The sequence below is a fragment of the Flavobacterium sp. genome (assembly GCF_036741995.1).
Lineage (GTDB): Bacteria > Bacteroidota > Bacteroidia > Flavobacteriales > Flavobacteriaceae > Flavobacterium.
Genome location: NZ_DAINRG010000003.1, coordinates 115,663 through 138,213, shown reverse-complemented (window position 1 = coordinate 138,213; position 22,551 = coordinate 115,663). Strand labels below are relative to the sequence as shown.

General features: G+C 38.0%; 23 protein-coding genes. 13 read left to right on the top strand and 10 right to left on the bottom strand.

Going from position 1 to position 22,551, the window contains the following annotated elements:
* The first annotated feature begins 10 nt into the window (after positions 1 to 10).
* The 9 genes from miaB to V7D82_RS02860 all read left to right on the top strand — a co-directional run bounded on the left by miaB (position 11) and on the right by V7D82_RS02860 (position 9,919).
* A complete protein-coding gene (gene miaB, locus V7D82_RS02900; protein WP_333599470.1) occupies positions 11 to 1,459 on the top strand; it encodes a tRNA (N6-isopentenyl adenosine(37)-C2)-methylthiotransferase MiaB in 1,449 nt (482 codons plus the stop codon).
* Between the two features lie 37 nt (positions 1,460 to 1,496).
* The gene (locus tag V7D82_RS02895; protein ID WP_333599469.1) at positions 1,497 to 2,759 is read left to right on the top strand and encodes a sigma-54 interaction domain-containing protein; all 1,263 of its coding nucleotides are present in this window, start codon (positions 1,497 to 1,499) and stop codon (positions 2,757 to 2,759) included.
* 53 nt (positions 2,760 to 2,812) lie between these two features.
* The gene (locus V7D82_RS02890) at positions 2,813 to 3,613 is read left to right on the top strand and encodes a hypothetical protein (protein ID WP_333599468.1); all 801 of its coding nucleotides are present in this window, start codon (positions 2,813 to 2,815) and stop codon (positions 3,611 to 3,613) included.
* Positions 3,614 to 3,660: 47 nt separating this feature from the next.
* Complete coding sequence (locus tag V7D82_RS02885; RefSeq protein ID WP_333599467.1) at positions 3,661 to 4,164, top strand: LptE family protein; 504 nt, start codon at positions 3,661 to 3,663, stop codon at positions 4,162 to 4,164.
* Position 4,165: 1 nt separating this feature from the next.
* Positions 4,166 to 4,990, top strand: a complete 825-nt coding sequence (locus V7D82_RS02880; RefSeq protein ID WP_333599466.1) for a tetratricopeptide repeat protein — start codon at positions 4,166 to 4,168, stop codon at positions 4,988 to 4,990.
* Positions 4,991 to 4,993: 3 nt separating this feature from the next.
* Positions 4,994 to 5,344: a preprotein translocase subunit SecG gene (gene secG / locus V7D82_RS02875; RefSeq protein WP_333599465.1), complete on the top strand. Its 351-nt coding sequence runs from the start codon at positions 4,994 to 4,996 to the stop codon at positions 5,342 to 5,344.
* 136 nt (positions 5,345 to 5,480) lie between these two features.
* Positions 5,481 to 5,756 carry a co-chaperone GroES gene (locus tag V7D82_RS02870; RefSeq protein WP_162127230.1) on the top strand — a complete coding sequence of 92 codons (276 nt, stop codon included), beginning with the start codon at positions 5,481 to 5,483 and terminating at the stop codon, positions 5,754 to 5,756.
* Positions 5,757 to 5,802: 46 nt separating this feature from the next.
* Entirely contained in the window at positions 5,803 to 7,434 is a 1,632-nt protein-coding gene (gene groL, locus V7D82_RS02865; protein WP_333599464.1) for a chaperonin GroEL, read from the top strand.
* Between the two features lie 109 nt (positions 7,435 to 7,543).
* Complete coding sequence (locus tag V7D82_RS02860; protein ID WP_333599463.1) at positions 7,544 to 9,919, top strand: hypothetical protein; 2,376 nt, start codon at positions 7,544 to 7,546, stop codon at positions 9,917 to 9,919.
* A 32-nt stretch (positions 9,920 to 9,951) separates the two neighbouring features.
* Here V7D82_RS02860 and V7D82_RS02855 read toward each other — a convergent pair whose 3' ends face one another.
* From V7D82_RS02855 to xrtF, 10 genes are all read right to left on the bottom strand, one after another.
* Positions 9,952 to 10,635 (bottom strand): DedA family protein, encoded by a 684-nt coding sequence (locus V7D82_RS02855; RefSeq protein WP_333599462.1) that lies wholly within the window; start codon positions 10,633 to 10,635, stop codon positions 9,952 to 9,954.
* A gap of 85 nt (positions 10,636 to 10,720) precedes the next feature.
* A complete protein-coding gene (locus tag V7D82_RS02850) occupies positions 10,721 to 11,461 on the bottom strand; it encodes a DUF2490 domain-containing protein (protein WP_333599461.1) in 741 nt (246 codons plus the stop codon).
* Positions 11,461 to 12,096 carry a carbonate dehydratase gene (gene can, locus V7D82_RS02845; protein WP_333599460.1) on the bottom strand — a complete coding sequence of 212 codons (636 nt, stop codon included), beginning with the start codon at positions 12,094 to 12,096 and terminating at the stop codon, positions 11,461 to 11,463. The genes V7D82_RS02850 and can overlap by 1 nt, the downstream gene beginning before the upstream one ends.
* Before the next feature lie 96 nt (positions 12,097 to 12,192).
* Positions 12,193 to 12,534 carry a heavy-metal-associated domain-containing protein gene (locus V7D82_RS02840; RefSeq protein WP_333599459.1) on the bottom strand — a complete coding sequence of 114 codons (342 nt, stop codon included), beginning with the start codon at positions 12,532 to 12,534 and terminating at the stop codon, positions 12,193 to 12,195.
* 17 nt (positions 12,535 to 12,551) lie between these two features.
* Positions 12,552 to 14,573: a TonB-dependent receptor plug domain-containing protein gene (locus tag V7D82_RS02835; RefSeq protein WP_442902375.1), complete on the bottom strand. Its 2,022-nt coding sequence runs from the start codon at positions 14,571 to 14,573 to the stop codon at positions 12,552 to 12,554.
* A 51-nt stretch (positions 14,574 to 14,624) separates the two neighbouring features.
* Entirely contained in the window at positions 14,625 to 15,026 is a 402-nt protein-coding gene (locus V7D82_RS02830) for an HYC_CC_PP family protein (RefSeq protein ID WP_333666313.1), read from the bottom strand.
* Between the two features lie 52 nt (positions 15,027 to 15,078).
* The gene (locus V7D82_RS02825) at positions 15,079 to 16,434 is read right to left on the bottom strand and encodes an MBL fold metallo-hydrolase (protein WP_333599457.1); all 1,356 of its coding nucleotides are present in this window, start codon (positions 16,432 to 16,434) and stop codon (positions 15,079 to 15,081) included.
* A gap of 7 nt (positions 16,435 to 16,441) precedes the next feature.
* Entirely contained in the window at positions 16,442 to 17,266 is an 825-nt protein-coding gene (locus V7D82_RS02820; RefSeq protein ID WP_333599456.1) for an ATP cone domain-containing protein, read from the bottom strand.
* A 56-nt stretch (positions 17,267 to 17,322) separates the two neighbouring features.
* Entirely contained in the window at positions 17,323 to 17,769 is a 447-nt protein-coding gene (locus tag V7D82_RS02815) for an exosortase F system-associated membrane protein (RefSeq protein ID WP_333599455.1), read from the bottom strand.
* On the bottom strand, positions 17,744 to 18,301 hold the full coding sequence (xrtF, locus tag V7D82_RS02810) for an exosortase family protein XrtF (RefSeq protein ID WP_333599454.1): 558 nt from the start codon (positions 18,299 to 18,301) through the stop codon (positions 17,744 to 17,746). Before xrtF ends, V7D82_RS02815 begins: the two co-directional genes overlap by 26 nt.
* 70 nt (positions 18,302 to 18,371) lie before the next feature.
* Here xrtF and V7D82_RS02805 point away from each other — a divergent pair, with 70 nt between their 5' ends.
* The 4 genes from V7D82_RS02805 (at position 18,372) to V7D82_RS02790 (ending at position 22,348) form a co-directional block, all read left to right on the top strand.
* The gene (locus tag V7D82_RS02805; protein WP_333599453.1) at positions 18,372 to 18,827 is read left to right on the top strand and encodes a GAF domain-containing protein; all 456 of its coding nucleotides are present in this window, start codon (positions 18,372 to 18,374) and stop codon (positions 18,825 to 18,827) included.
* Positions 18,828 to 18,933: 106 nt separating this feature from the next.
* On the top strand, positions 18,934 to 19,203 hold the full coding sequence (gene rpsO / locus V7D82_RS02800; protein ID WP_121311785.1) for a 30S ribosomal protein S15: 270 nt from the start codon (positions 18,934 to 18,936) through the stop codon (positions 19,201 to 19,203).
* Positions 19,204 to 19,343: 140 nt separating this feature from the next.
* Positions 19,344 to 21,500, top strand: a complete 2,157-nt coding sequence (locus V7D82_RS02795) for a polyribonucleotide nucleotidyltransferase (protein ID WP_333599452.1) — start codon at positions 19,344 to 19,346, stop codon at positions 21,498 to 21,500.
* Positions 21,501 to 21,667: 167 nt separating this feature from the next.
* A complete protein-coding gene (locus tag V7D82_RS02790; RefSeq protein WP_333599451.1) occupies positions 21,668 to 22,348 on the top strand; it encodes a hypothetical protein in 681 nt (226 codons plus the stop codon).
* The last annotated feature ends 203 nt before the right edge of the window (positions 22,349 to 22,551 follow it).

Genomic DNA, 22,551 nt, shown 5'->3' with positions numbered 1-22,551 from the left:
ATATAGTATTATGGAAAAGGAAATTGACGAGCAAAAGCAAGGTACCAGCCTTGTTTTAGAACACAAAGCAGGCAATCAGAAAAAACTATTTATAGAAAGCTACGGCTGTGCGATGAATTTTTCGGACAGCGAAATTGTGGCTTCCATCCTGACAGAGCAAGGCTACAATACCACTACCGTATTGGAAGAAGCCGATTTGGTTTTGGTGAACACCTGCTCTATTCGCGACAAGGCGGAACAAACCGTTAGAAAACGTTTGCAGAAATACAATGCCGTGAAACGCGAAGTGAACCCTAATATGAAAGTGGGCGTTTTGGGTTGTATGGCCGAGCGTTTAAAGACTCAGTTCTTGGAACAAGAAAAAATTGTGGACATGGTGGTTGGTCCTGATTCCTATAAAGATTTGCCCAATTTATTAAAAGAAGTCGAAGAAGGCCGCGATGCCATCAATGTGATTTTGTCGAAAGACGAAACCTATGGCGATATTTCACCAGTGCGTTTGATGAGCAATGGCGTGACCGCTTTTGTTTCGATTACGCGGGGTTGTGATAATATGTGTACGTTTTGCGTGGTGCCTTTCACCCGTGGACGGGAACGCAGTCGGGAACCGCAAAGTATTTTGGCAGAAATTCAGGATTTATGGGACAAAGGTTTTAAGGAAATTACGCTTTTGGGACAAAACGTAGACAGTTATCTTTGGTATGGCGGTGGCTTGAAGAAAGATTTTGACAAAGCAACCGAGATGCAGAAAGCGACTGCTGTTGGTTTTGACCAATTACTAGAAATGGCAGCCGTGCAATTCCCTAAAATGAGGATTCGTTTTTCGACTTCCAATCCGCAGGACATGCACGAAGAAGTGCTGCATGTGATTGCCAAATATCCAAACATTTGCAAACACATCCACTTACCGGTACAATCGGGAAGCGACCGGATATTGAAAGAAATGAACCGTTTACACACGCGGGCAGAATACAAAACATTAATCGATACTATCAGAAGAATCATTCCGGAATGTGGCATCACACAGGACATGATTGCCGGATTCCCTACAGAAACAGAAGCAGATCATCAAGATACGTTGAGTTTGATGGAATATGTGAAATATAGTTTTGGGTATATGTATGCTTACTCTGAAAGACCGGGCACTTTGGCCGGAAGAAAGATGGAAGACGATGTGCCGGAAGAAACCAAATTGCGCAGATTGCAGGAAATCGTCGATTTGCAAAGGATTCACAGTGGCTTCAGAACACAGGAGTTTGTGGGTAAAACGGTAGAAGTCCTGGTAGAGAAGGTTTCTAAAAAATCGGACAATGACTTATCGGGAAGAAACTCTCAGAGTTTGATGGTGGTTTTCCCAAGAGAAAAGTATAAAATTGGTGACTTTGTCAATGTGAAAATAACCAGTTGTACCAGCGGCACCTTGATTGGAGAAGCTGTTGGTTATTCAGAAATGCAATAAATTTAATGGAGGTTGCTTCGCAAACTCGCAAAGGCATATGGAATCAGTTCAAAGCATAAAACAGCGATTTGAGATTATTGGGAATGACCCAAAACTGAATCGCGCCATAGAGAAAGCTATTCAGGTCGCGCCTACTGATATTTCGGTATTGGTAGTAGGTGAAAGTGGTGTGGGTAAGGAAAGTATTCCTAGAATTATTCATTCGCTTTCGCACCGAAAACACGGGAAGTATATTGCCGTAAACTGTGGTGCGATTCCCGAAGGAACAATTGACAGTGAGCTTTTCGGCCACGAAAAAGGCGCTTTTACGGGCGCTACGAATACGCGTGAAGGATATTTTGAAGTGGCTGACGGCGGAACCATATTCTTGGATGAAGTGGGTGAATTGCCTTTGACAACCCAAGTGCGTTTGTTGCGTGTTTTGGAAAATGGCGAATTCATTAAAGTAGGTTCTTCGCAAGTACAAAAAACCAATGTGCGCATTGTGGCCGCTACCAATGTCAATATGTTTGACGCGATTGAAAAAGGAAAATTCCGGGAAGATTTGTACTATCGTTTGAGTACCGTCGATATTCCTTTGCCACCGCTTAGAGACCGAAAAGATGACATTCATTTGTTGTTTCGAAAATTTGCAGCTGACTTTGCCCATAAATACAAAATGCCGCCAATTAAACTGAGTGATGACGCTGTTCAGTTTTTGCAAAAATACCGTTGGAGTGGTAATATTCGTCAACTGCGAAACGTGGCCGAACAGATTTCGGTTTTGGAAACTAATCGCGATATTTCGTTGGCTACTTTACAATCCTATCTTCCGGTGGAAGGCAGCACTTTGCCTTCGGTAATTGGCGGAAAGAAATCAGAGAGTGATTTTTCTACGGAAAGAGATATTTTATACAAAGTCCTTTTCGACATGAAAAGTGATTTGAACGATTTGAAAAAACTGACCTTAGAGTTGATGAAAAACGGCGCCAAAGTCCAGGATATTAATCCGAGTTTGATTCAAAAAGTATATGGTTCAAAAGATACCGAAAGTGAAATTTCGTTTGAAGAAGAACCGAGAAGAAGTGTAATTCCGACGCAAAACCCAACGCATCAGGAAGAATTTGACGAAGAGGATGACCAAAATTATTTGGTAGCCGAAACCGTTGAAGAGGAAGAAGTATTGAAATTGGAACAAAAAGAAATTGAGCTCATCAAGAAATCTTTGGAACGTCATAAGGGCAAACGAAAAGCCGCCGCTGACGAATTGGGCATTTCAGAAAGAACACTTTATCGAAAAATCAAGCAGTTTGACCTATAAGTTTGATTCTAAACCGAATTGTTTTTAGGTTTGGTACACCAAATCCGTTCCTAATGAAAAAACTATTCTTTCTTTTCGCAGTAAGCACTATATTATTCTCTTGCAGCAATGACAATTCAAATACTGCTGCTACAGATTCTATAAAAAAAGTGATTTTTTACCGCAACAGTCCCGATGCCAGACAATGGAACTTTAGTAATGATTTGTTAACTAGCATTACTTTACTAGATGGCACTCTTGTGGAAGCATTTACCTACGACATTCAAAAGCGCCTTGTTAAAGATGTAAAATACACTAATGGAGTAGCTACTGAAACTAACGACATCGTATACAACACCAACAATACCATTAAAAGCATCAATGGTTTAGAATACACCTATGAGGCTGCCACCCAAACGTATGCGTATTCGTATTCAGGTACTTTTAGCATGACTTGTCAAGTTAATTCGGATCAATTGGCTCTCAACTATAGTCGAACCGGTACTGATGCTAAAGAGTACCATTTTGCTTACACCAATGGTAACATGACTTCTTTTGAAAAAGTGACTAATGGTACTACCGAAGTACTTAAAAATTTCCATTTTGAATCTACCCTTTACGGCAACCCTATTGCCAGTGCTGTTTTACCGGTTGCAAGAGTAAAATCGTTACTCGATCCGGACTTTTTTATAGACGGTCAGGCTTCAAAATCAATTCCAGTTGGTTTTGACCGTGGTGCCAGCGACCCTTATTATTACAATTACGGTATGGTTATAGGTGAAAACAAGTATTTTTCAGTTGGCATAGAAGTTTTGGACAACAACAATGATGTCGATTTCATTCAGTTTGCTGAATACTACTACCAAGCTCAGTAATTCATAATTCAAAATAAAGAATTACTTTAGCGCCTTTAAATGTTATCATGAAGCTTTTCAAATTTATTTTCATTTTTTGTGTCGCTATCAGTTTCAACAGCTGTGGTCATTATAATTTTACCGGAACCGGCAAAATTGATGCTAAAACCTTTCAGGTGAATCGTTTTCAGAATAATGCCGAATTGATTGAGCCCGGAATAGAAAGAACTTTTACCCTTAAGCTACAGGAACTTATTCAAAATCAAACCAACCTGAATTTAACAGGTTCTAATGGTGATTTATTGTACGAAGGAGAAATTACCGATTACCGAATTACTCCAATGACCGCCACGGCTGACCAAAAAGCAGCACAAAACAGACTCACCATTACAGTCAAAGTTCGTTTCAGCAATAAGAATAAAGAAACTGACGATTTTGAAAAACCCTTCTCTTTTTACTATGATTATGATGGTTCGACACAACTAAACGGCCCTAAACTGACAGAAGCTTTGGATGTGATTTTCGAACGCATCACACAAGATATTTTTAACGCGTCGTTAGCCAAATGGTAAAATGAACTTAACGGATTTCACATATTTACTCAACAAACCCGAGGCCATCAACGATAGGTATGCCGAGACATTAGACAATGTTTTGACGGCTTTCCCTTATTTTCAGAGTGCGCGTGTGTTGCGATTGAAGCATTTATACAATCAGGATAGTTTTAACTATAATTATTCTTTAAAAGTCACCGCCGCTTACACCACAGATCGAAGTATTTTATTTGATTTTATCACTTCAGATTCTTTTATAGCCGTTCAAAAAGGTTTGTATGAAAAGAAACTGGAAGAGTTAATGAATATGAATGTTGTAGGCAGTGAAGTAGTAATCGTTGAAGCAAGACAAGCAATGATTGACCCGCTGGAACAATCTATACTAACTTCTATCAAAGAAGCCACTACTACCGAAGAACAAAAAGCTGAGGAAAAATTAGCTATTGGCAAACCTTTGGAATTTTCGAAAGACGAAAAACATTCGTTTCAGGAATGGCTGCAATTATCTAGATTAAAACCAATTGTTAGAGAAGAAATCACAAAAAACACTCCATCAATTGATGAGGATAAAAAGAAAAAACTGGACTTAATCGATAAATTCATCGAGAACAATCCGAAGATTTCTCCCATTGCCAAAGATGCCTCAGTGCCCGTAATTGAAGCCGTTGCCGATGACACCTCTTACCTGATGACCGAAACGTTAGCGCGGGTTTATTTGGAACAAAAAAAATATTCCAAAGCAATTCAAGCCTATGAAATATTAATTTTGAAATATCCGGAAAAAAGTAGTTTCTTTGCAGACCGAATTTCGGATATTAAAATAGTACAACAAAATAATAATTAAATAATGAGCACATTTTCAATCTTTTTAGTATTAATCACAATAGTTTGTTTTCTATTGATTATTGTAATCATGGTACAAAACCCAAAAGGTGGCGGTTTATCTTCTTCATTAGGCGGATCAACACAAATGGGAGGCGTTCAAAAAACAACTGACTTTTTAGATAAAAGTACTTGGACCTTAGCTACTATCTTAATCGTTTTGATTTTGTTATCAAGTTTGAGTTTCTCAGGAAGCTTGAGCGATGCTAATTCAAAAATCATCAACGAGAAAGACGCCAAAGAAGCTGCAGCGCCTAAAACAGTTACTCCGGCTCCGGTTACTCCGGGCAAACCAGCTGAGGGAACTAAAAAATAATTTTTAGCATACAAAAATATAATGCCAGCGCTGACATGCTGGCATTTTTTTTAGGAAAAAATGTCAGTTTACAAGCCTTGGCACAATTTCTGAAAAATCGAAACCAAACATTCTACTAACATAAATACATACAAGTATGGCATTAAATATTAAACCACTTTCAGACAGAGTAATTGTGGAACCGGCCGCTGCTGAAACGCAAACTGCTTCCGGGATTATTATTCCTGATACCGCTAAAGAAAAACCACAAAAAGGGACTGTTGTTGCGGTAGGAAATGGCAAAAAAGATGAGCCGTTAACTGTAAAAGTTGGCGATACTGTTCTTTATGGCAAATATGCCGGAACCGATTTAAAGTTCAACGGAAAAGATTACCTAATCATGCGTGAGGATGATATTCTTGCGATTATCTAATCCAAATAACCGAATCAACAAATTATCAAATACACAATAAAAAATTATGGCAAAAGATATAAAATTCGACATTGAAGCACGCGACGGCTTAAAGCGTGGTGTGGATGCGTTGGCCAATGCAGTAAAAGTAACCTTAGGACCAAAAGGGCGTAACGTCATCATCGGAAAATCATTTGGCGGACCAAATGTTACCAAAGACGGGGTTACCGTAGCCAAAGAAATTGAATTGAAAGACCCGTTAGAAAACATGGGTGCTCAAATGGTAAAAGAAGTAGCTTCTAAAACCAACGATTTAGCGGGTGACGGAACAACTACGGCTACCGTTTTGGCACAAGCTATCGTCAAAGAAGGCTTGAAAAACGTAGCAGCAGGCGCTAATCCAATGGATTTAAAACGCGGAATTGACAAAGCTGTGGAAGCTATCGTGGCTGACCTTGGCAAACAAGCCCAAGTGGTGGGAAGTGACTCCGAAAAAATCAAACAAATTGCATCCATTTCGGCTAATAATGATGAAGTGATTGGCGAACTAATCGCTACTGCTTTTGGTAAAGTGGGCAAAGAAGGTGTTATCACTGTAGAAGAAGCTAAAGGAACGGATACTTATGTTGACGTTGTGGAAGGCATGCAGTTTGACAGAGGCTATTTGTCTCCGTACTTCGTGACCAATCCGGAGAAAATGGAAGTGGAATTGGAAAGACCTTATATTCTTTTATACGACAAAAAAGTATCTTCTTTAAAAGAATTATTACCAATATTAGAGCCTGTTGCTCAATCAGGGAAACCCTTATTGATTATTGCCGAAGATGTAGATGGCGAAGCGTTATCAACATTAGTAGTCAACAAATTGCGTGGTGCCTTGAAAATTGCCGCCGTTAAAGCTCCTGGCTTTGGTGACCGTAGAAAAGCGATGTTGGAAGACATTGCCATCTTAACCGGAGGTACTGTAATTGCGGAAGAAAGTGGTTACACTTTGGAAAATACCACATTAGAAATGCTAGGTACTGCTGAGAAAGTAACTATCGACAAAGACAATACCACCCTAGTAAACGGTGCCGGTGATGCGGACATGATTAAAAATCGTGTAAACCAAATCAAAGCCCAAATGGAAACCACAACTTCGGATTACGACAAAGAAAAATTGCAGGAACGTTTGGCTAAATTAGCCGGAGGTGTGGCTGTACTATACGTTGGCGCGGCTTCGGAGGTAGAAATGAAAGAGAAAAAAGACCGTGTTGATGATGCTTTACACGCAACAAGAGCTGCCGTTGAAGAAGGAATTGTTGCCGGTGGTGGCGTTGCTTTATTGAGAGCCAAATCAGTTTTAGATAAAATCAAAGCCGATAATGCTGATGAAGCAACCGGAATTCAAATCGTATCCCGCGCGGTAGAAGCTCCGTTGAGAACGATTGTAGAAAATGCAGGTTTAGAAGGTTCGGTGGTAGTAGCCAAAGTAGCGGAAGGAAAAGCTAATTTTGGATACAACGCCAAAACCGACGAATACGTTGACATGCTAAAAGCCGGAATCATTGACCCTAAGAAAGTAACCCGTGTAGCTTTGGAAAATGCAGCCTCTGTGGCCGGAATGATCCTGACTACCGAATGTGCTTTGGTGGAAATCAAGGAAGAAAATGCCGGTGGCGGAATGCCAATGGGTGGCGGAATGCCGGGTATGATGTAATTTAAAGTACGAAGTAAATACTATAAAAACGTCTCAAGAAATTGAGGCGTTTTTTATTTAGTTTGTAAATAAAATTTTATACTTTTAAATCAAATTAAAACTTAGTTTAATGAGAAAGTCGAAGTGTTTTTTTTTAATTATTGCTTTTTTGATGTTAAAAATCAGCTATGGTCAAACCGCCGTTGACGAAAACAAAACCAAAATAATCAATGTTATAGAAAACTATTTTGATTTAGAAAGAGAAGCCATTCATCTTCATCTTGACAAAACCAGCTTTATCACCAATGAAGCCATCTGGTATCAAGGTTATATAATCAACCGAAAAACTGGCAAACCTTTCTTCACAACCAATGTTTATGTATTGCTCTATGATGAAGCCGGAAATCAACTTTCTGAAAAACTCATTTATGCCAGCAACGGTGTTTTTTCTGGCTCTATTGATTTAAAATCAACTCTGCATTCGGGTAATTATTATATTCAGGTTTACACCAATTGGATGAATAATTTTAGCGAAAATGAATCCACCATTACTAAAGTCAATATTATAAACCCGACTGAAGGAGTAAAAAACAATAAAAAAGTAAATCCAAAAACGCTGCAGATCCTACTCAATCCTGAAGGAAAAAGTTTTGTAAATGGAGTAGCTAATATTGTTGGAGTTCAAGTAAAAGATTGCCGGGGTAACGCTCCCGAAAACCTTGAAGTTTCTTTGCAAAATGACAACAATGAAATTTTGAAAACTTTTAAATTAAACCGGTTTGGGTTTGGAAAATTTGAAATAACACCCAATGCCCAAAACTTAAAAGTATCTCTCAATTACGAAAACAACAGCTATGAAAAACAATTACCTGAACCGGAAACCATAGGATTTGCATTGGAAGTGAATGATTTTACACTAGAAGGCAAAACCATAGTAAAAATCAAAACCAACAGTACTACTACAACTGCAATGGCTTCCAAAAAATATTATTTATTAGTGCATCAGGACCAAAAATACCAGCTTTATGATGTTAAGCTAAATGCTGAATTGGAGCAAACTATTTCTGTAAACAATGCCGATTTAGCCGAAGGAATTAATACTATCCGAATCATTGACAGTGATATGAAACAATGGGCCGAACGATTGATTTATATTTATCCGAAAATTTCAAGTACTATTAGCATTGCCAAAAACATAAGAAAAGCAGACAAAATACATTTTGTAGGTTATAGTTCATATCCCACCTCAAATTTGAGTGTTTCTGTTATGCCCCAAGACACTAAATCCTGGGACGACAGTAATTCCATCTACAGCGGTCTTACCCTCAATCCCTATTTAACCGAGCCTTTGCCCAATGCTACTGTATATTTTAATTCCTTAGGAAGAGCTACGTATTTTGCTCTTGACCTGGCTTTGTTAAATCAAGAGAAATCAAAATATGATTGGAACTTCATGAAAACTACTAGTCCAACATCTAATTATAGTTTTGACATTGGCATCAACGTGAAAGGAACTATTGACTCGAAAATCCCCAATAAAACTTATCATAAAGTAAAATTGACTGCCCGCAAAGATTTAATCATGATGGCATCTGATATTACTGAAAAAGGAGATTATCAATTCAAATATATCCTTTTGGCCGATTCTACTTATGTAAATATGTCGTTGCAAAAATTACCCAATTTTGAAATCGTTCCCTCAAAGCTTTCTCCTCAAATATTAAATCGAAAAAAACCGTTTTACAAACCTTTCAAGATCAATATTCCGGAAAATTGTGAAGAATCTGAGAGCGAAGATTTCGTTACCAGCTTTGATATTCCAACTTTCAGTTCCAATACTGTTCAATTAAAAGAAATAAAGATTATCAACAAAACCAAGCAAACCTTAACACATGAAAACAAACTGGGCAATGGCTATTTAAGAGGGTATAAAATAGATGAAACTCTGGAACGCCAAGACTTGTTGAGTTTTATAGAGAATAATGGTTTTATTGTATCCAGGGATTTTGGAAGTGTCACTATCTATAGCAGCCTCCGAACTACATTAAGAAGCGCTAGGGCAACCCCTTTAATTTATATCGACGAGCGAATAGTAATGACTCCTGATGAATTAACTATGATTCAAATGAATGAAATTGATGAAATCTATCTCAACCCGCATGCTATTGTTCCGGGAATGAATAATTATGAAGGAATAATTAAAATTTACCGAAAGAAGATTTCATTTAGCAGTTACAATCAAAAACCAGATCCCAATTCTTTTTATGTCAAAGAAGGATTTAGTCGCTATACTTTTTTTAAAAATGCCGATTATGAAAATACCCAGAGTCAGGGTTTTGACAACTGTGGATTGATTAATTGGTCGCCAAGAATACAAACAGACGATTCAGGACAATTCCTTTTTGAAATTACCGATTATAACAAACCCAAAGGCAAAGTTATAATTGAAGGCATGACTAACGAGGGTCAATTGTTTCAGGAAGAAAAGATTATAGATTTAAATTAAACAGAAACGCCTCAAGTACTTGAGGCGTTTTTTTATTCGGTTTGTTTTGGTGTTTTCTTTAAGAACTTCAGAAAAACAGGAAACGTTGATACTATGATAATTCCGATGACAATGACTTCAATATGCTTTTTTAAATCGATGTCAAATTTGTCTAAAAACATGCCGTACAAATAATGTCCGGAGAAAATAAGCACAAACGACCAAAGGAAAGAACTCACGATATTATAGAACATAAACTTCTTTTTATCCATCGTTACAATTCCGGCCACTATAGGGGCAAACGTTCTTACAATAGGCAAGAAACGAGCGAAAATGATTGCTTTGCCACCATATCTTTCGAAAAAATCTTTAGACTGAATCAAATATTTTTTCTTAAACCAAAAACTGTCTTCTTTTTTATATAAATAATAACCGCTTTTGGCACCAAACCAATAGCCCATCATATTCCCAAAAATTCCGGCAATGGCTACTAGTGTTGACAATAGCGTTACATTGACCATATCGCTTTTGATAAAAGAAAAATTCTCTATCAAATCCCGGCTGTAAATTCCTGATAAAAAAAGTAGGCTGTCACCCGGCAGAAAGAAACCGGCAAAAAGTCCTGTTTCGGCAAATACAATGAACAGTACAATCCAAAGACCTACTTTTACACCCCCAACAGACATGGTGATATAAAACTCAGGGTTCACTAATTGCATCCAATCAAAATCACTCATGGATTATAAATTTAAAAGATAAAAAATCGAGCGTGAAAATACTCCTTTTTTTTGGGATTATCACTTTTTCAAAAGTTAAACTATGCTATTGTTTAAGCAAATCCAGATTTTGAATTATTGAAAAGGAAACCGTATGATTCATAACATCATTTTTAACGTTAGAATTCACAAACTGATTCATATACCCCACTTCGAATCGCGTTTGATTTAAATTCAATCCTAAGCCTACCAGAAATCTGTTTTGATCAAAGACATTGGAGTTGATTTTATTGTTCCCCAGCGTTATAAAAATTTCATTCTGAAGTATAGCATAGAGTTCACTTTGTTCCGTATTGAGATTAGTTAAATGAAATAAATTCCTATTGAGATAGCGCAGTCGGTTTTGATAGGTATTGCCGAGGGAAACCACATTCCCGTCAATGCTACCTATTTTCTCCACCCATCGTTGCTCTAATCGAATGCGATGGGAAATACTATGCTTGTTTTCGTGCCATTTTTTGTTACATTGATATTGCTCCCAAAGTCGGTTCTCTTTATAAAAATCATCCAATCCTGCGTTAAAAGTACTAACCAAAGAGTAGCCCAGTATAAGATTTTGAGTTGGTGACAAAAAATAAATACCGCCAATTCTATATACATTTTGAAGATTTTGATCCAATTGATTATCAAAACGGAACTGCGTTTCCAGTTGGAAACCCCATTTTTGAGAAACCTTAAATTGGCCAATATAGGAAAACCATACATTTTGATTTTGCTCCAATGACTGTGCCTGCAAACCAAAAATGGAAACGAAAAGAAAGCTAAACAGCACTAAAATTTTACGCATTAAAACTCCAATTGATAAACATCATCTAAATCTTTATTGCTGCTGAAATTCACATTCAAATCGGTCACAAATCCCGAATTCAAACCGTAAACCCAACCGTGAAGTGTCAATTCCTGACCACTTTTCCAGGCGGATTGTACGATGGATGTTTTGGCCAAATCACAAACTTGCTCAACAACATTAACTTCTACAAAGCGATTAAAACGGTCGTTTTCATTTTCAATCGCATTCAGTTCCTGATGATGCAAACGATAGACATCCTTAATGTGACGAATCCAATTATCAATAATCCCGATAGAAGTGTTGCCCATTGCCGCTTTGATTCCACCGCAACCATAATGCCCACAAACAATAACGTGTTTGATTTTCAAGGCATTCACCGCATAATCCAAAACGCTCAACATGTTCATATCCGAATGCACGACCATATTGGCAATATTACGGTGCACAAAAACTTCTCCCGGTTTGGCTCCAATAATTTCATTCGCCGGAACGCGACTATCCGAACAACCAATCCAAAGTAGTGGTGGATTTTGACCTTGTGATAAATCTTTGAAATAATTAGGATCAAGCTTTAACTGGTTTTCCACCCATTGTTTATTGTTGTCCAGTATCTTTTTATAAAAATCACTCATAAGAAAGGTTGTAATACGTTACTTGCCGTAAAGATAAAATTATTAGTCGAAACTATTTTAAATAAAAAACTCCTCAAAATAGAGGAGTTTTCAACATTATTTTCTGTCGTATTGACAACAGCCCGGAAGTTTATCATAAACATCAACCGTTGCTTTTACTTCATCGGTGTCATGACCGGCTTTGGCCACTGCTTTTTTTACATCCAAAACAGTGCATTTCTCTTCATTGATAATCAAATGCAACATGTGATCGTCAATATGCCATTCGGCGCTTTTCACTCCGGAAACTGAGAGAGCGGCTTTTTGAATTCGTTTCTGGCATTGTTCACAATTGCCACTGACTTCAAATTCGTATTTGGCATTTTTGTTTTTCTTTTCCTGTGCTTGTGTTGAAATAGCTACAAACAGTAACATCATTCCTAAAACTATATTCTTCATATTATAAATTTTTAAAGTTATTTTATTTTAAATCGCAATCCGGCATAATACATTTGTCCGAATACCGGCGCATATACTATCGAAGTGTCAAAATTGGGGCCAAAAGGATTATCACTTCCTAAAATGGCTTTCTCCTGACGGTAATTCCCAATATTTTCACCTCCAACATACATTTCAAAAGTACTCGAAAAAGTTCGGGTAATTTGCGCATTCATCACACTAAAAGATGGAGAAAACTCGGGTAATCTGTCTTGCTCCGGATTGCTGGCGGTATTGGGTAATTGCTGTTTCCCTAACCAATTGAACGTATAATCAAATTTCCATTGTTTGCCTTTGTCGGCTATGTGGGTAGCGAATTCTAAGTTACCAAAAAAACGGTGCTTCGCCTGCAACGGCCTTTGAAAACTCCCGGAAAGGTAATCCGTAGAAATGTCATAGTATTTGTAAGCTGTTCTTAAATTCAGATGTTTGATGATTTCCAAATTAAAATCCAATTGTAAACTATTGGCATACGATTTCCCTCTTAAGTTGTAAAACAACGCTTGTTGCGGCGAATTCATTACATCCACCACGGCTTGGTTTTGAAAATCGGTGCGATAAAAATCTAACGTCACATCGGCACTTTTGCCAAACAACAGAAAGTTTTGGGTGAAACTCACACCATAATTCCAGGCAATTTCCGGATGCAAGCCATAGATTTTTCCATTAGTATCTAAAACGGAAAACGTTCTGGAACTGGCAAAAAGGTTTTGGTTTTCGGCAAAAATATTAGCGGCGCGTTTACCTCTTCCGGCTGAAAATCGGAGCACTGCTTTCTCCCACGGATTGTATTTCACATGCAATCTCGGCGTGAAGAATGCTCCTAGCTTATTGTGATAATCCAATCGTCCACCCAAAATAAAACTGAATTTATCCATATCATCATAAGTGTACTCAAAGAAAGTCCCCACCGAATTGTCAATGCGGCTCACATCTGTCAGATTCACAAATTCTGCATATTTATCGTAGGTAAAATTCAACCCGGCAGCAAACTTGTGCATCGTATTGCTGATAATCGAATTGAAAATCAGGTTCGAATAATAGCTTTGTTGTTTGATGTCGTATTGATTCAAACCAAAATACGATTGCTGATTGTGATTGCTGAAGGCATTCTGAAAACCGATACTTTGATACGGCATGTCTTTAAAAACGTAGCCCACTTTGGAAGTAAAATCCAAACGCTCCGTATTGATTTCGGAACCCCAGTAATTAGTTGTTAGCTTGTCTCTGTCTGGATCAAAATTGAGTTCTCCGGTTTGTTTATCGTCTTTCATGAAACGAAGATTCAGAAACGAAACCCAGCCGGTTTCCGGATTAGCGTATTGCCAACGGTTGGCCACATTGACTTGTTTCCCCAAAGGATTATCAAGAAAACCATCATCATTCATATCGTTTTTGGAAACGCGAGTGTTACCGTGTACAAACAAACTCGTCGCCCAATGATCAGAGACTTTTTTGTTGAAATGGGTATTCAATTCAAACCGCGAATCCGTCGAACCATAGGCATTCAATAAAAATAGTATGTCTTTCATCGGTTTGATTAACTCCGTATTAATTTGCCCGGAAATGCTTTCGTAGCCATTCACCACACTCCCGGCTCCTTTGGTAATTTGAATGCTTTCCACCCAGGTTCCCGGAGTGAAGGACAAACCGTAAGCCTGGGAAGCGCCGCGAACCGAAGGAATGTTTTCCTCGGTAATCATGATATACGGACTGGTCAGACCCAACATTTTGATTTGCTTGGTTCCGGTCAAAGCATCCGAAAAATTGACATCGATGGTCGGATTGGTCTCGAAGCTTTCGGCTAAATTACAGCAAGCGGCTTTGAGCAGTTCTTTGCTGGTCACTAAAGTTGTGTTGGCTGTTCCCGAGAGAGACTTTTTTAATCCTTTGCGTTGGGCTTCCACCGTTACGGTTTTCAGGGAATCTTGTTGGATGGTTTCCTGCGAAAAAGCAACTACAGAAAGCAACAACGTTAAGAATAACAGTGTTTTTTTCATTATAAATAGATTTTAATATTCGTATAAATGGTGTTTTATCGAATAGAAAAATCAGGAGTAAAAAGTATATTGGCTGTACAAGAGATAAAGTGGTGGCGCATGGGCATCACAATAGTAAGAGAAATTTTCTCTTGTATTAAAATTGAAAACAGTAGTAAAAACTATGGGTTGCCAATCGTTATAAACCGGAATGGCATCAACATCGAATGACAAACTCTTAGCAACAAGCTGGTCTGATTTGATTTCCGATTTGATGATTTTGTCTTTACAACACTTAGATTTTTTTTCCACCACACCGCAACAATCCATCTCTGCTTCTTGTGAGGCGGAAGCTGTACTTAATGTAACCGAAGCGATTTGATTATCACAATAATGCACATTGAACGCCAATCCCAAGTTGGAAACCAACAGGAAAAAAGTGAGCAAAAGGCTTAGGTTTTTTTTGAAAATCATAGGACAAAGTTACTAACAAATAGCCAAGAAAAAACTTAAAATGGTCTTAAACTTATAACTCCAACCCTTGTCCCATCATAGGGACAGAACAATCAAAACCATATTTCTCCTGGATTTTGATGCGCAACTCATCGGCAGGCTGGTTTTCGCCATGAACTAAAAAGACTTTTTTGGGTTTAGTTTTCAAATCCGAAAGCCAGTTCAGTAAATCATTTTGATCGCCATGTGCTGATAAGCCTTCTATTTCGAGAACTTTGGCTAGAACAGGATAATATTTTCCATAGATTTTTAATTCGGTAGCCCCTTCCAGCAATTTTCTTCCTCTGGTTCCTTCGGCTTGATAGCCTACCATAATAACCGTTGTTTCGGGCAAACCGATGTAACGTTCCAGATAACTCAAAACTCTTCCACCGGTAATCATGCCACTGGCGGCAATAACCACTTTGGGTTGTTTGTCAAAAATGGTGTTAATCGTTTCCTGATAATCGGTGTTCATGGTAAACATTCGGCACATTTCAATGCAATCATTTTCGGAAAGTTTGTGCCATTTTTTGTTGTTGGTAAAAACTTCCAAAACACTGATTCCCATAGGCGTATCAATAACATACGGTATATTGGGAATTCTATCTTCTTTTTTCAATTGCCAAAGCAGGTACATAAGACTTTGCGCCCGTTCTACTGCAAAACTCGGAATGATTACAGTTCCTTCCATTTGGAAAGCATTATTGATATAGGTTTCCAAAGAAAGTTTCACATCTTCCTCCGGATGGATTCTGTTACCATAAGTACTTTCCAGAAAAATGTAATCGGCTGTTGTTGGTTTGGTTGGAGCATACATCAACACATCATCATCTCGACCGATATCCCCGGAGAAAACCAAGGTTTTGTTTTCCAGTTTCAATTCGATGGAGCAGGCGCCAATAATGTGACCGGCATTTCGAAAAGTGGCTGAAATTTCGGCATCCAACTGAACTTCTTCATTGGGTTGGATGACTCTGAACAACGGAAATACTTTTTCGGTTTGTGCCAAATCGTATAAGGGTTCGGCTTTTTCGTGTTTGGAAAACTGCTCTTTGTTGGCGCGCTCGGCTTCCTCTTCCTGAATTTTGGCGCTGTCTAGCAAAATCAACTTTGTGACGTCTTTGGTGGGTGACGTGCAATAAATTTTCCCTTCAAATCCCTGATTCACCAAGCGTGGCAACCAACCGCAATGATCTAAATGACCATGCGTCAGCAAAACAAAATCAATGGTATTGGGCAAAATCGGTAAAGGTTCCCAATTGAGTTCGCGCAAAGGCTTGATGCCTTGAAATTGTCCGCAGTCAATTAGGATTCTAATTCCGTTACTTTCGACTAATGTTTTAGATCCTGTTACGGTTCCGGCTCCGCCTAAAAATTTGATTTTCATTGTATCATTATTTACAAAGTTCAGTAACTTCTTTTACTACATTTTTTACTCGATTAGGGCTCAATCCTATTTTCTCCAGGAGTTCCATGCTATTAATGATTTCTTTGGCCAAAATAACATCCTGCACCATGAGTTTGTCTTTTTCTGCCAAAGTCAAAGTCGTTAAGCACGTAATGGGATACAAATGATCGGTATCGATCCGTTTTCGCAAACTGTTTTTTTCGGGATAATCCCAGCTCAACAATTGCAGGCCCGAACATTTGGCGAAAGCCATAGCATCAGAGGTAAAGCGATTATTGGTCACAATCCAACAGCCGGAAATTCTATCTTCCTTGGTGTAAATCAAGTGGTTTCTATCTTTTAGGTCATTGAATCTCGAGAGTATGTACATCGGTACTTTTACATCGGAATTCGTTTCATTTCGGGCGTGAAACTTGCATTCAATCATTTCGACATAATCGTTTTTCATAACCGCCACATCCACCTCATGGCCGACGCATCTGCCGGATAAGAAAAGATTGGTTTGTGCCAAATAGCCTTCGGAAATGAATAGCCTGGCAATATATTTTTCAAAAAAGAAACCTGCCGGCCCAAGTTGTTGAATGGCCGTTCTTAAATTATAACGCGCTGCATGGGAATTGGAAGATTTTTTGAGTAAGTTGAAAGCTAACTTGTAGATTTTTTTAGTAGTAATCCCTTCGTAAATCTGCTCATTAATAGCACTCAGCACATCTTCTACTGTATGTGTATCGGCACCGGATTTGAGCAAAGAATTTCTGAGTTTGTCCCGATTGAAATCAACGATGCTCCCCGAATGCTTTACTATTTTCATAATCAACTAAATTAAATTTCAGTTTGTAGACACTAGTAAAATTACGAAAAAATCACTTACTTTTTGATTTGTTTCTGATAATAAAAAGCAGGAATAAAAAGCAGGATGAAAATGGGTTGAATTAAAAATCGTCGGATATAAAACAACGTCATTTTGTTTTCTTCACCAAAAAAATTGAGTACAAAAATGAAACTAATCATTAATACCGAACCTAAAATCATGTAAAGCAACATGGAGAATTTAATCATTTTTTTGTCTTTAAAAATGACATACAACAGCAGCAACGAAATCACCGAATTCAGGTAAAACCGCATGCCGAGACTGAAAAACAGTTTGAAAATGTTGATTCTCGGAAATGGCAAATGAGCGTATTCACTTTTGAAATAATTCAAAAACGGATCATAAAACAATTGGTTTTCGAAAAGCCGGATGCAGACCAAAAGTCCGATTAGGAATAGTGCCCAAAACACTTTTTCTTTATTTTGTAATACTTGCTGTAGCATATAACGAATATTTATTGACCCAAACAACCCATAATAAAAACACTATTCCATAAATAATCAAGGGGAAAATGACGCCGTGAAGTAGATGTTCGTATTGTGGAAAATGATATAAAGCGATACTCAACAATGCGATTCTGCCGATATTCAACACATGAATAAAAACACTTCCAAGAAGGATAAACAAGACCGTTTGCTTGAACTTTCCGGTAAACGCAACGACAAAGGCAATGAACAATATAATGACACTCAAAGCATTGCAGCCTTCAATGATTCGGGAAACGTATTTGCTGTGATAAAATATCTTGATACTCGGTTCTTTGAGATTGGGCATCGTATAGGATTGCGAATCAAACCAAGATAAAACTGTAACCGTTTGTTGGGCTACTGATTGTGTAAACGTATCCACTTCTGATTTGGAGGCATCAAACTTGTTTAAATACGATTGGTAGAGAATCGTAAGAATAAGATAGCTCAATAAAAATTTCCCCAGAAAAAGTAAAAATGGTTTGTATTGCAGCAGGAGATTTTTCAAGAGATAATTTTTAACAAATTTATATAAAATAAAAAAAGCGCAGTCGTTACTTTTGCATAAAAAATTGAAAATGAATTTCGAAAACTTAAAACCTCAGGTCATTACCATCCTTTCGGAAGCGAATGTGGAAAGAGATGCGAAACTAAAATCGCTCTGCCAGTTCTTATCTGATACTGTTTCATATTACAATTGGGTTGGTTTTTATTTTGCCCATCACGAAAACCGAACCTTGCATCTCGGTCCTTATGTAGGTGCCGAAACCGATCACACCGTGATTCCTTTCGGAAAAGGCATTTGTGGACAAGTGGCTGAATCGAATGCTAACTTTGTCGTTCCCGATGTAGCGGCTCAGGACAATTACATTGCCTGTAGCTTTACCGTGAAGTCGGAAATCGTGGTGCCGCTTTTTGTTAACGGCATAAACATTGGCCAGATTGACATCGACAGTCATGTGATTGATCCTTTTACCGAAGCTGACGAACGATTTTTAGAGTTTGTAAATGAGCAAGTTGCTAAACTTTTTTAAGTTTACACCCTCTTTTTATTTGCCTAATTAAAAAATAAAATTACCTTTGCACTCGAATTGGGAAAGCCTCGATTCATACATAATAATCATTTAAAATAATATTGGAATGTATTTAAGTAAAGAAACAAAAGCTGAAATCTTCGCTAAACACGGAGGAAAAGCTGAAAACACTGGATCTGCTGAAGGGCAAATCGCTTTGTTCACATTCAGAATCTCTCACTTAACAGAGCACTTGAAAAAAAATCGTCACGATTACAACACTGAGCGTTCGTTAGTACTTTTAGTAGGTAAAAGAAGAAGTCTTCTTGACTACTTGAAGAAAAAAGAAATCAACAGATATCGTGAGATTATCAAAGAATTAGGTATTAGAAAATAATACATATCTAAAGAGGTGCTTGCGCGCCTCTTTTTGTTTTATAAATAAAGAAGAAAAGTTTCGGTTTTTCATTGGGTTACAAACAACTACTACAACAACTACAACACAACTAACCTAATAGTTTAAACGAATTAATTTTTATGATTCCAAAAGTAACCCAAGAAACAATCGATTTAGGTGATGGTAGAACTATCACAATCGAAACCGGTAAATTAGCCAAACAAGCAGATGGTTCTGTTGTTGTTCAATTAGGAGACTGTATGCTTTTAGCCACAGCCGTATCTGCAAGAACAGCCAACCCAAATGTTGACTTTTTACCTTTGACGGTAGATTACCGTGAAAAATTTGCCGCTGCAGGACGTTTTCCTGGTGGTTTTTTCAAAAGAGAAGCACGTCCAAGCGACAACGAAGTATTAACCATGCGTTTGGTGGATCGTGTTTTACGTCCATTATTCCCGGATGATTACCACGCTGAAACTCAGGTAATGATTCAGTTAATGTCGCATGACGAAAACGTGATGCCGGATGCCTTAGCAGGATTAGCCGCTTCAGCAGCTTTAGCCGTTTCTGACATTCCTTTCTACAACTTAATTTCTGAAGTACGTGTAGCACGCGTAGACGGAAAATTCATCATCAACCCAAGCAAAGCACAATTAGAGTTATCCGATATTGATATGATGATTGGCGCTTCTTTGGATTCAGTGGCGATGGTAGAAGGTGAAATGAAAGAGATTTCAGAAGCCGAAATGGTAGAAGCTATCAAATTTGCACACGAAGCGATTAAAGTTCAAATCCAAGCCCAATTAAGATTACAGGAAGCTTTTGGTAAAAAAGAAATCCGTACTTATGAAGGTGAAGTAGAAGATGAAGCAGTTTATGCAAAAGTAAAAGCAGCCGGGTATGACAAATGTTACGCCATTGCTCAGGAAGCTTCAGGAAAAAGTGAAAGAGGTGAAAAATTTGCCGCTGTAAAAGAAGAATGTAAAGCTTTATTTACTGAAGAAGAATATGCTGAAAACGCTGACTTAGCCGGATTAGTTGGGAAATATTTCTACAAAACCAATAAAGAAGCCGTTCGTAACGTAATCCTTGAAAAAGGAATCCGTCTAGACGGAAGAAAAACAACCGAAATCAGACCAATCTGGTGTGAAACCGATTATTTACCTTCGGTTCACGGTTCGTCTTTATTCACCCGTGGAGAAACTCAAGCTTTAGCTACAGTAACTTTGGGAACATCCAGAGAAGCTAACCAAATTGATTCTCCATCAGAACAAGGAGAAGAAAAATTCTATTTACACTATAATTTCCCACCATTCTCAACTGGAGAAGCTAAACCTTTAAGAGGAACTTCAAGAAGAGAAGTAGGTCACGGAAACTTAGCGCAAAGAGCTTTAAAAAATATGATTCCTGCTGATTGTCCTTACACTATCCGTATTGTATCTGAAGTCTTAGAATCTAACGGTTCTTCTTCTATGGCTACCGTTTGTGCGGGTACTATGGCCTTGATGGATGCCGGAGTTCAAATGGTAAAACCGGTTTCTGGTATTGCTATGGGATTGATTACAGATGGTCAAAAATTTGCGGTTCTTTCAGATATTTTAGGGGATGAAGATCACTTAGGCGATATGGACTTTAAAGTAACCGGAACGAAAGACGGAATCACGGCTTGTCAAATGGACATCAAAATCGACGGATTGCGTTATGACATTATGGAACAAGCTTTAAACCAAGCTCGTGACGGTCGTATGCACATCTTAGGCAAATTGGTGGAAACTATTGCTACACCAAGAGCTGACGTTAAGAAACATGCTCCTAAAATCATCATGCGTACCATTCCTGGAAACTTCATTGGTGCTTTAATCGGACCTGGTGGAAAAGTGATTCAGGAATTACAAAAAGCTACGGGAACTACAATCGTTATTAACGAAGTAGACGAACAAGGTGTGGTTGAAATCTTAGGAACTGATCCGGACGGAATTGCAGCAGTATTGGCGAAAATCGATTCTATCATTTTCAAACCAACGGTTGGTGAATCTTACGAAGTGAAAGTAATTAAGATGCTTGACTTTGGTGCTGTTGTAGAATATACCGCTGCTCCAGGAAATGAAGTATTATTACACGTTTCGGAATTGGCTTGGGAACGCACAGAAAACGTTGCCGATGTTGTAAAGATGGGCGATGTGTTTATGGTAAAATACTTAGGTGTGGATCCAAAAACCAGAAAAGAAAAAGTGTCGAAAAAAGCACTTTTACCAAGACCTCCAAGAGAAGAAAGAAAAGACGCTCCACAAGGTTAATTCAGAATATATTAATTCATATAAAACCCCGACTCATTGTTTTGAGTCGGGGTTTTTAATTTCACACAATAGATAAACCGATATTTAAAACACTTTAACGATTAAAAATCAGAGTGTTAAATAAAACTATTAACTTTAATAGGACTAACCATTAAATATTTTATATCATGAAAAGATTATTTTTAGCACTCTTTTTAGGAACGTTGACTTTTTCATGTTCCAGTGACAGTTCTTCTGGCAGTTCACTATCTGACACACCCACTGCAAAATCAGAATATGACAGCAGTAATTACGGAATTTACAAAGGAGTTTTTGTAGGTTCAACCGGGACGGTTTTAATAAACATCAAGAACGAAGGTACTCTTTCGGCCACCTTAACAATTGACGGAACTGCTTCTACTTATACCTCTTCTGAAACGGTTACATTGGCTACAGCCATAGAAGGTTTAACTTTTACCAACGGCAGTTCTTCTTTTGACTTTAATGTAAGTGCTGTGGGTGGCAATGCTGCTATCAGCAACATCAACATAAGCGGTCATCCCAACGCCAACATTGATATTGTTAAAGAATATTCAAATTCACTAGTCAAATGCTATGTAGGCACCTTTACCGGAGATAGTTCGGGAGCGCTTAACCTAATAATTAAAGGGAATGTACTTTACGGATTGGCTAAACCAAGCGACGATAACAATTCTGTTCTTTTAAGCGGAAGCCTAACCGGAACTACTATTGCCGGAGGATGGGAAAACGGAACTTTTATTGGCACTGCTAGCGGCAACAGTATGAGTGGCACTTGGCAAAATACTTTTTCAGAATCTGGAAGTTGGTCGGGCACCCGAAAACTATAATAGTAAACATCTCAACTATTTTAATCCGTTTCAATTTTTGGAACGGATTTTTTATTTGGAGACAACGCAACCTTTTTAATTTATTCCGACTAATATATGTTATAAAAGTGGTATTTATAATTAGTTAGTTATCAGAATCCCTGTTTCCTTACTTTGGAATAGGGATTTTTGATTTTTTTAAATGTAGCACGCAACCATTTTGT